Annotated in this window: 5 protein-coding genes and 1 tRNA gene; 2 read left to right on the top strand and 4 right to left on the bottom strand. The window is 65.4% G+C overall.

Annotation, left to right across the window (positions count from 1 at the left end):
• Nucleotides 1-148: 148 nt before the first annotated feature.
• Complete coding sequence (rpsA, locus tag ABF648_RS11400; protein WP_415632379.1) at nucleotides 149-1,597, bottom strand: 30S ribosomal protein S1; 1,449 nt, start codon at nucleotides 1,595-1,597, stop codon at nucleotides 149-151.
• Between the two features lie 301 nt (nucleotides 1,598-1,898).
• Complete coding sequence (locus ABF648_RS11395; RefSeq protein WP_415632378.1) at nucleotides 1,899-3,365, bottom strand: NAD-dependent succinate-semialdehyde dehydrogenase; 1,467 nt, start codon at nucleotides 3,363-3,365, stop codon at nucleotides 1,899-1,901.
• A gap of 191 nt (nucleotides 3,366-3,556) precedes the next feature.
• On the opposite strand from ABF648_RS11395, the gene ABF648_RS11390 reads away from it, so the two are divergent.
• Nucleotides 3,557-4,228, top strand: a complete 672-nt coding sequence (locus ABF648_RS11390) for a class F sortase (RefSeq protein ID WP_415632377.1) — start codon at nucleotides 3,557-3,559, stop codon at nucleotides 4,226-4,228.
• Nucleotides 4,229-4,240: 12 nt separating this feature from the next.
• Here the strand turns inward: ABF648_RS11390 and polA are convergent, their stop codons facing one another.
• Together polA and ABF648_RS11380 are read right to left on the bottom strand one after the other, a co-directional pair.
• Nucleotides 4,241-6,925 carry a DNA polymerase I gene (polA, locus tag ABF648_RS11385; RefSeq protein WP_415632376.1) on the bottom strand — a complete coding sequence of 895 codons (2,685 nt, stop codon included), beginning with the start codon at nucleotides 6,923-6,925 and terminating at the stop codon, nucleotides 4,241-4,243.
• Nucleotides 6,926-7,015: 90 nt separating this feature from the next.
• Entirely contained in the window at nucleotides 7,016-7,636 is a 621-nt protein-coding gene (locus tag ABF648_RS11380; RefSeq protein WP_415632375.1) for an ANTAR domain-containing response regulator, read from the bottom strand.
• Nucleotides 7,637-7,775: 139 nt separating this feature from the next.
• Here ABF648_RS11380 and ABF648_RS11375 point away from each other — a divergent pair.
• Nucleotides 7,776-7,858, top strand: a tRNA-Leu gene (locus tag ABF648_RS11375).
• Nucleotides 7,859-7,916 lie beyond the last annotated feature (58 nt).

Below are 7,916 nucleotides of genomic sequence, written 5' to 3'. Positions count from 1 at the left end.
GGGGGGGCCCCGCTGCTCCTGAACGCCCCCCCCCGCCGCCCCGGGCGGGGGGGCCTGCGTGCCCGAGCCACCCCAACGAGGGGGTGGCCACCCCAACGGCCCCGGGCCGTTGCGGGCGGGGGCCCTTCACGTCAATTCATCGTAGTACTCAGTGACCGCTCGACAGCTTGTCGCGCAGCGCCTGCAACGCCTCATCGGAGGCAAGCGAACCGCCGCTGGACTGCTCGGACTCCGCGGAGTAGCTGGCTGCCGGCTCGGCAGCTGCCTGCTGATCGGCCTGCTCGGCCTCGGTGGCCTGCTTCTTGAGGGCCATCCAACGGGTCTGGGCCTCGGCGTACTGGGCTTCCCAGGCCGCCTGCTGCTCCTCGTACCCCGGCTTCCACTCGTTGAGCTCCGGGTCGAAGCCCTCGGGGTAGATGTAATTGCCGTTCTCGTCGTAATTGGCCGTCATGCCGTACAGCGAAGGATCGAAGTCCTCGGCGCCGACATCGATGCCCTCGTTGGCCTGCTTCAGCGACAGCGAGATCCGGCGGCGCTCCAGGTCGATGTCGATGATCTTGACCATGACCTCGTCGTTGACCGAGACGACCTGCTCGGGAATCTCCACGTGGCGCTCGGCCAGCTCGGAGACGTGCACAAGACCCTCGATGCCCTCTTCGACCCGCACGAAGGCGCCGAAGGGAACCAGCTTGGTGACCTTGCCGGGCACGATCTCACCGATCTGGTGGATGCGTGCGAAGGCCTGCCAGGGGTCTTCCTGGGTCGCCTTGAGGGACAGCGAGACACGCTCGCGGTCCATCTCGACGTCGAGCACCTCGACGGTGACCTCCTGGCCGACCTGCACGACCTCGCTCGGGTGGTCGATGTGCTTCCAGGACAGCTCGGAGACGTGCACCAGGCCGTCCACGCCACCGAGATCGACGAAGGCGCCGAAGTTGACGATGGAGGAGACGACTCCCTTGCGGATCTGGCCCTTCTGCAACTGCTGCAGGAAGTTGTGCCGGGTCTCGGACTGGGTCTGCTCCAGCCAGGCGCGGCGGGACAGCACCACATTGTTGCGGTTCTTGTCGAGCTCGATGATCTTGGCTTCGAGTTCCTGACCGACATAGGGCTGCAGGTCGCGGACCCGGCGCATCTCAACCAAGGAGGCAGGCAGGAAGCCGCGCAGTCCGATGTCGACGATCAGACCACCCTTGACGACCTCGATGACGGTGCCGGTGACAACACCGTCCTCCTCCTTGATCTTCTCGATCGCACCCCAGGCGCGCTCGTACTGCGCACGCTTCTTGGAGAGGATGAGCCTGCCTTCCTTGTCCTCCTTCTGCTGGACAAGGGCTTCGATCTCATCTCCGACCTTCACCACATCGAAGGGGTCCACATCGTGCTTGATGGACAATTCCTTGGACGGAATAACGCCTTCCGTCTTGTAGCCGATGTCGAGGAGAACCTCGTCGCGATCGACTTTGACGACGGTTCCGGCCACGATGTCGCCGTCGTTGAAGTACTTAATGGTGGAATCAACCGCAGCCTCGAAGGCTTCTGGGGTTCCGATATCGTCGATTGCGACCTTGTTGGAGGCCTCAATGGAGGAGGTCATGTAGGTAGGGCTCCGATGTTGGACGAGTTGTGAGGTGACGCAGTGTGCCGGCCCGGGCAGCGGTCAGCCGCCCTCGTCGCCGCACACTAGGTCTGGTGCGGCGAACACAATGCCCCACAATAGTAGTCTTCGCGCTCCGCCGTGGACAAGCCGCCCAGACGATGTGCACCGCGGCAGGCAGACTCGGCGGTTTGCGTGATCGGACGCTGCGAATCAGCTCCGTCATCCGCATCTGCAGTTCCCAGTCGCCCAGATCGGCTCAGAAACGGAAACGGTTCGTCCTGCACCCATCGGGCGAGGCTCAGCGCCAGGGATCGGGCAGGGCCACGTAGATGGTGTCCAGGTACTCCTCGATGCCCTCGAAGGAGCCCTCCCTGCCGAGGCCGGACTCCTTGACCCCGCCGAAGGGTGCTGCCGCATTGCTGAACAGACCGGTGTTGGCGCCCAGCATGCCCGTCTCCATACGCGCCGCGAAGCGCTGGATGCGATCGAAATCCTGCGTGAACACATAACCGGCCAGTCCCACCGGCACCGAATTGGCGATCTGCAGCGCCTCCTGCTCGGTGCTGAAGGTGCAGATGGGAGCCACCGGCCCGAAGATCTCGGTGGTCATGATCTCCGCATCGGGCGCCACTGCGCTGAGCACCGTCGGAGCATAGAAACTGCCCGCACCCTCAGGAACCCTGCCGCCGCATTCGAGGTGCGCCCCTGCCGCCACGGCGCGGTCCACCAGTGCCGCAATGTCGTCCCGTGCGGAGGTGGAGATCAGTGGGCCCACCGTGGTGCCCGCGTCCATTCCGTCACCCACCGTCAACGAGGACATCCACTCGCTGAACCGGGAGGTGAACTCCTCAGCCAGCGATTCGTGGACGACGAAGCGGTTCGCAGAGATACAGGCCTGCCCCATGTTGCGCATCTTGGCGAGCTTCGCGCCCTCCAGCGCGGCGTCGAGATCGGCATCGCCGAAGACCACGAAGGCAGCATTGCCGCCGAGCTCCATGCTGGTGCGCAGAGAATGGCGTGCGGCCGCTGCGCCGAGTTTCTGGCCCACCGGTGAGGAGCCTGTGAAGGACAGCTTGCGCAGCCGGGGATCGGCCAGTACGGCATCGGTCACCGCGTGATCGCGCCCGGTGATCACATTGACGACGCCGGCCGGAAGACCCGCATCGGCCAGGACCTTGCCGAACAGCAGTGTGCACAGCGGCGTCGAGGAGGCGGGCCGGATGACGACCGTGCAGCCGGCGGCCAGGGCCGGCGCGATCTTGCGGGTAGCCATCGCCAGCGGGAAATTCCAGGGCGTGATGAGCAGGCACGGCCCGACCGGGCGCTTGGTGATGAGTTGGCGCAGCGAGCCCTCAGGGGTGGGCGCATAGCGGCCGGTCACTCGCACGGCCTGCTCGCTGAACCAGCGCAGGAATTCCGAGCCGTAGGCGATCTCGGCGCGCGACTCCGCCAGCGGCTTGCCCATTTCCAGTGTCATCAGGCGGGCGAAGTCATCACTGCGGCGCTGGACCTCGTCGAAGGCGGCCCTCAGCAGTTCGGCCCGCTCGCGCGGTGCGGTGGACTGCCAGGACTCCTGCGCGTCCACGGCAGCATCGAGGGCAGCGATGCCCTGTTCCGTGCCGGCCTCGGCGATGGAGGTGATGGCCTCGCCGGTTGCCGGGTTGAAGACCTCGAAAGTGCCTGCTGAACCGGCCTGTTCGGCACCCCCGATCAACAGACTGCGGGGAGTGTCCTGCGGAATCCGATGGTCCTGGTGAGCGCTCACTGGTCCAGCGTAGTAGCGGAAACATGCATCAACGCGTGCATTTCCGGGCGAATGGTGCACGGCCGGGCCCGTGCCGGAGGCGGACTACCGCAGAGCCGGAGCCAAGGATCGCCGTCAGTCGTGGCGATAGAGTCTTCCGGGAAGACTGCCGAGCCGTCTGCTCGGCAGTCGCAGTGGTCAGGGGAGCTCAGATGCGGAAGTTCGTGCGCGTGGTGGCGATTCTGGTGCTGCTCGGCGCCCTCGCATTCGCCGGCTGGCGCGCCTACCAATTGCTGCCCAGCGATTACGAGAAGGCGTTGCCCGTCTACACCCCCGGCGCCCCCTCGTCTGCTCAGCTCGAGACCGGAAACCGGGACTCATCTGAACCTGTTCCCGCCAGCTGCGAGGCCCACCCCACCTCGATGGTCGGCGAGACGATGACCATCGAGGGTCATGGCAAGCCGATGCCAATGCTGACGCTCGGGCTGGCAGCCGATGACACGCCGGCGGTGCCGCCGGGCAATGACGGGTACACCATCGGCTGGTACGACCAGGGCCCCATGATCGGCTCCGACAAGGGCAATGTCATCCTCACCGCACACACCTTCCGCTACGGCGGGGCGCTCGGCAATGAGCTCAACAATGGCCTGCTGCGCGGCGGTGAGATCTTCCGTTTCACTGATGCGCAGGGCAGCACGGTCTGCTATCGGTTCAGCCATGCCGGGAAGGTCATGGTCGACAACTACGACCCGCAGTCGAATGTGATCTACGACTCCGGCGGCGCACCGCAGGTGGTTCTGGTGGTCTGTGCCGACTACCCGCTCGGCAGGGGTGAGCCCCTGGCGAGGGCGCTCTACTACGCGGACCTGGTCCGTGCCGCCTGAGTGGGTTCCGGCTCAGTGCGCGGCATCGTTCCAGCTCTTTCCGTAGCCGACCGAGACATCCAGTGGCACCTTGAGGGTGACCGCATGGGCCATCGCATCGGTGACCACCGCCTGCACCTGCTCGTGCTCGCCGGGTGCCACCTCGATGATGAGTTCGTCGTGAATCTGCAGCAGCATCCGAGATTTCAGGCCGGCCCCGCTGAGTCCGTGCTCGGCGTGCATCATGGCGATCTTGATGATGTCGGCCGCGCTGCCCTGGATGGGAGCGTTGAGGGCCATCCGCTCGGCCATCTCACGGCGCTGCCTGCTACTCGAATTGAGGTCGGGAAGATAGCGCCGCCGGCCGAGCGTTGTCTCCGTGTAGCCCTGCTTCCGCGCCTGGTCGACCAGACCGGTGAGGTACTCGCGCACCCCGCCGAAGGTGGTGAAATATTCCTCCATGAGGGCTTTCGCCTCGGGCACCGAGACGCCGAGCCGCGTCGACAAACCATAGGCCGACAGACCATAGGCCAGCCCGTAGTTCATCTGCTTGACGCTGGAGCGCTGGTCCCCGGTGATCTGCTCGGCGGGAATTCCGAAGACATGCGAGGCAGTCACCGTGTGGAAGTCCACGCCGGAGGTGAAGGCGTCGATGAGTGTCTGGTCGCCGGAACCATCTGCCATCACGCGCATCTCGATCTGGGAGTAGTCGGCGCTCATCAGGGCCTCGTATCCCCTGCCCGCGACGAAGGCGTCCCTGAGCCGGCGTCCTTCCAGCGTGCGCACCGGAATGTTCTGCAGATTCGGATCGGTGCTGGACAGTCGCCCGGTACCGGCCACAGTCTGCAGATAGGTGGTGTGGATGCGCCCGTCGTCGCAGACGGCCTTCAACAGGGTGTCGGCGATCTGACGCAGCTTGATGGCATCGCGATGCACCAGGAGGTGCTCCAGGAAGGGGTGCTGGGTCTTGACGTACAGCCCCTCCAGGGCCTCGGCGTCGGTGGTCCAGCCGGACTTGGTGCGTTTGGTCTTGGGCATCCCCAGGTCGTCGAAGAGCACCCCCTGCAACTGCTTGGGTGATCCGAGATTGATCTGCCTGCCGATGCTCTCGTAGGCGGCCTGCTCGGCAGCGACCACCTTGTCGTCGAACTCGCCACGCAACTCGTTGAGCACGTCCAGGTCGACGGCGATGCCGCGTTGCTCCATCTTGGCGAGCACCCGCTGCAGCGGCAGCTCCATCTCCTCCAGCAGCCCTCGCTGGCCGGTCCTGCCGAGTTCGGCGTCAAGCACCCCCGAGAGCTCGGCGATCGCCCGGGCGCGCAGCATGAGCTCGCCGGCCTGCCCCGAGTCCGTCTCACCGTCGAAGTCCAAGGCATCCTGAGCCGGCGCCGGGGCCTCGCCATCGGCCCGCAGTTCGCGGCCCAGGTGACGCAGCGACAGGTCGTCCAGGTCGTAGCTGCGCTGGTCGGGACGCAGCAGATAGGCGGCCAGCTGTGTGTCGCAGACCAGCCCAGCCAGGTCGAGGCCTCGTGCCCACAGGGCCAGCATCGGCCCCTTGGCGTCGTGCATGGCCTTGGCGGCTGCGGGGTCTGCCAGCCACCCGTGCAATGTCTGCTCATCGGCCGGATCGAGAGCAGGAAGATCAAGGGCGATGGCGTGGCCGTCGGTGGTGGCCAGTGCCAGCTCGGTGATGTCGCCACTGCCGGCGGCCCAGTGCCCCGCCGGTGCGAGTCCGACGACACCGGATTCAGCGCAGCTATCGATCCAGGCTGCAAGACCACCGGCCTCCAGATCGGTGATGTCGAGTCCGAACCCCCGGGATCGTGCTTCGTCGCCGGGCACGAGAGTGTCGAAGAGTCTCTCGCGCAGGGTACGGAACTCCAGGGCGTCGAAAAGGGTGTGCACCGCCTCCCGGTCGATCTCGCCGCGGGTCAGGTCGTCCGCACTCATCTCCAGCGGCAGATCATCCAGCAGCCGATTGAGACGCCGATTGCGCAGCACGTCCTCGGTGTGCTCGCGCAGATTCCCACCGGCCTTGCCGCGCAGCTCCTCGGCATGGGCGAGCAGATTCTCCAGCCCGTCGTACTTGTTCAGCCATTTCGCAGCCGTCTTGGGCCCCACTCCGGGCACACCCGGCAGATTGTCGCTGGTCTCCCCCACCAGCGCAGCCATCTCCGGATAGCGGTGCGGCAGCACGCCGTACTTGTCCTGCACGGCCTGTGGCGTCATCCTCGCCAAGTCCGAGACACCGCGATGCGGATACAGCACCGTGGTGTTGTCGTCGACCAACTGGAAGCTGTCGCGGTCGCCGGAGACGACCATGCCTTCCCAGCCGCGCTCGTCGCCCTGACGCGACCAGGTGGCCAGGATGTCGTCGCCCTCGTAACCGTCGAGTTCGGCGTGGGCGATGCCCATCGCGTCGAGCACCTGCTTGATCAACCCGATCTGGCCGGCGAATTCCGGCGGCGTCGCGGAACGGGTGCCCTTGTACTCCTCGTAGACATCGGTGCGGAAGGTACGGTGCCCCACATCGAATGCCACCCCGACGTGGCTGGGCTGCTCGTCACGCAGCAGATTGATGAGCATCGAGGTGAAGCCGTAGACGGCATTGGTGTACTGCCCCGTCGAGGTGGAGAAGTTCTCGGCGGGAAGGGCGAAGAAGGCGCGGAAAGCCATCGAGTGCCCGTCGATCAGCAGCAACCTTGGTGTCTGGTTCACGTGACGAGCCTAGGACCTCGGCGAGTCTCCGTCACCCGGTCAGCTGGCGCCTGTGAGGGCAGCAGACAAGTTCTGCCGGCGTGCGAGGGATCAGCCGTTCTTCTTGGCCTTGTCATGGTCGACGACGCCCTCGGCCACCTCGCGCATCGACTTGCGCAGGTCCATGGCCGTCTTCTGGATCCAGCGGAATGCCTCCGGCTCGGTCATGCCGAGGGAGTCCTGCAGGATGCCCTTCGCCTGGTCGACCACCTTGCGGGAGGCGAGCCGGTCCTCCAGATCGGCGACCTCGTCGTCCAGGGCAACGATCTCCTGGAAGCGCGCGAGGGCGATCTCGATGGCTGGCACGACGTCGGAGGCGTCGAAGGGCTTCACGACATAGGCCATCGCGCCGGCCTCGCGGGCCTGCTCGACCAGGTCGCGCTGGCTGAAGGCGGTCAGCATGACCACGGCTGCGAGCCGCTCCCCGGCGATCTTCTCGGCCGCGGTGATGCCATCCATGACCGGCATCTTGACATCGAGAACCACCACATCGGGTTGGAGATCCTTGACGAACTGGATTGCCGCCTGGCCATCACCTGCCTGGGCGACCACTTCGTAGCCCTCATCGGTGAGCAACTCCACGAGGTCGAGACGGATCAGCGCCTCGTCCTCGGCGACCACAACGCGAGGCTTCTTCGGACCCTCGGTGTCCTCTGACTTCTTCGTCACCATGCCAGTATCCCGTCTTGCCTTATTCGGTGGGCCCACATCACATACCGAGCAGAGTTTACAGCCACCAGAATTGTCGTGAACAAAGCCCGGCTACGGCAAATGTGCTGTGCGCCGCTCATGTGCCACAATGATCCACGCAGCCCGAGTGGCGGAATGGTAGACGCGGCGCACTCAAAATGCGCTGCCTTCACGGGCATAGGGGTTCGAGTCCCCTCTCGGGTACAAGTGTGATGTCTCGCGACATGTGTCTCACTTGTCTCGCGACATGTGTCACAAAAAA

The organism is Propionibacterium sp. (assembly GCF_047719395.1).
In the GTDB taxonomy this organism is placed as follows: domain Bacteria; phylum Actinomycetota; class Actinomycetes; order Propionibacteriales; family Propionibacteriaceae; genus Propionibacterium.
This window is presented reverse-complemented; position numbering and strand designations above follow the sequence as displayed.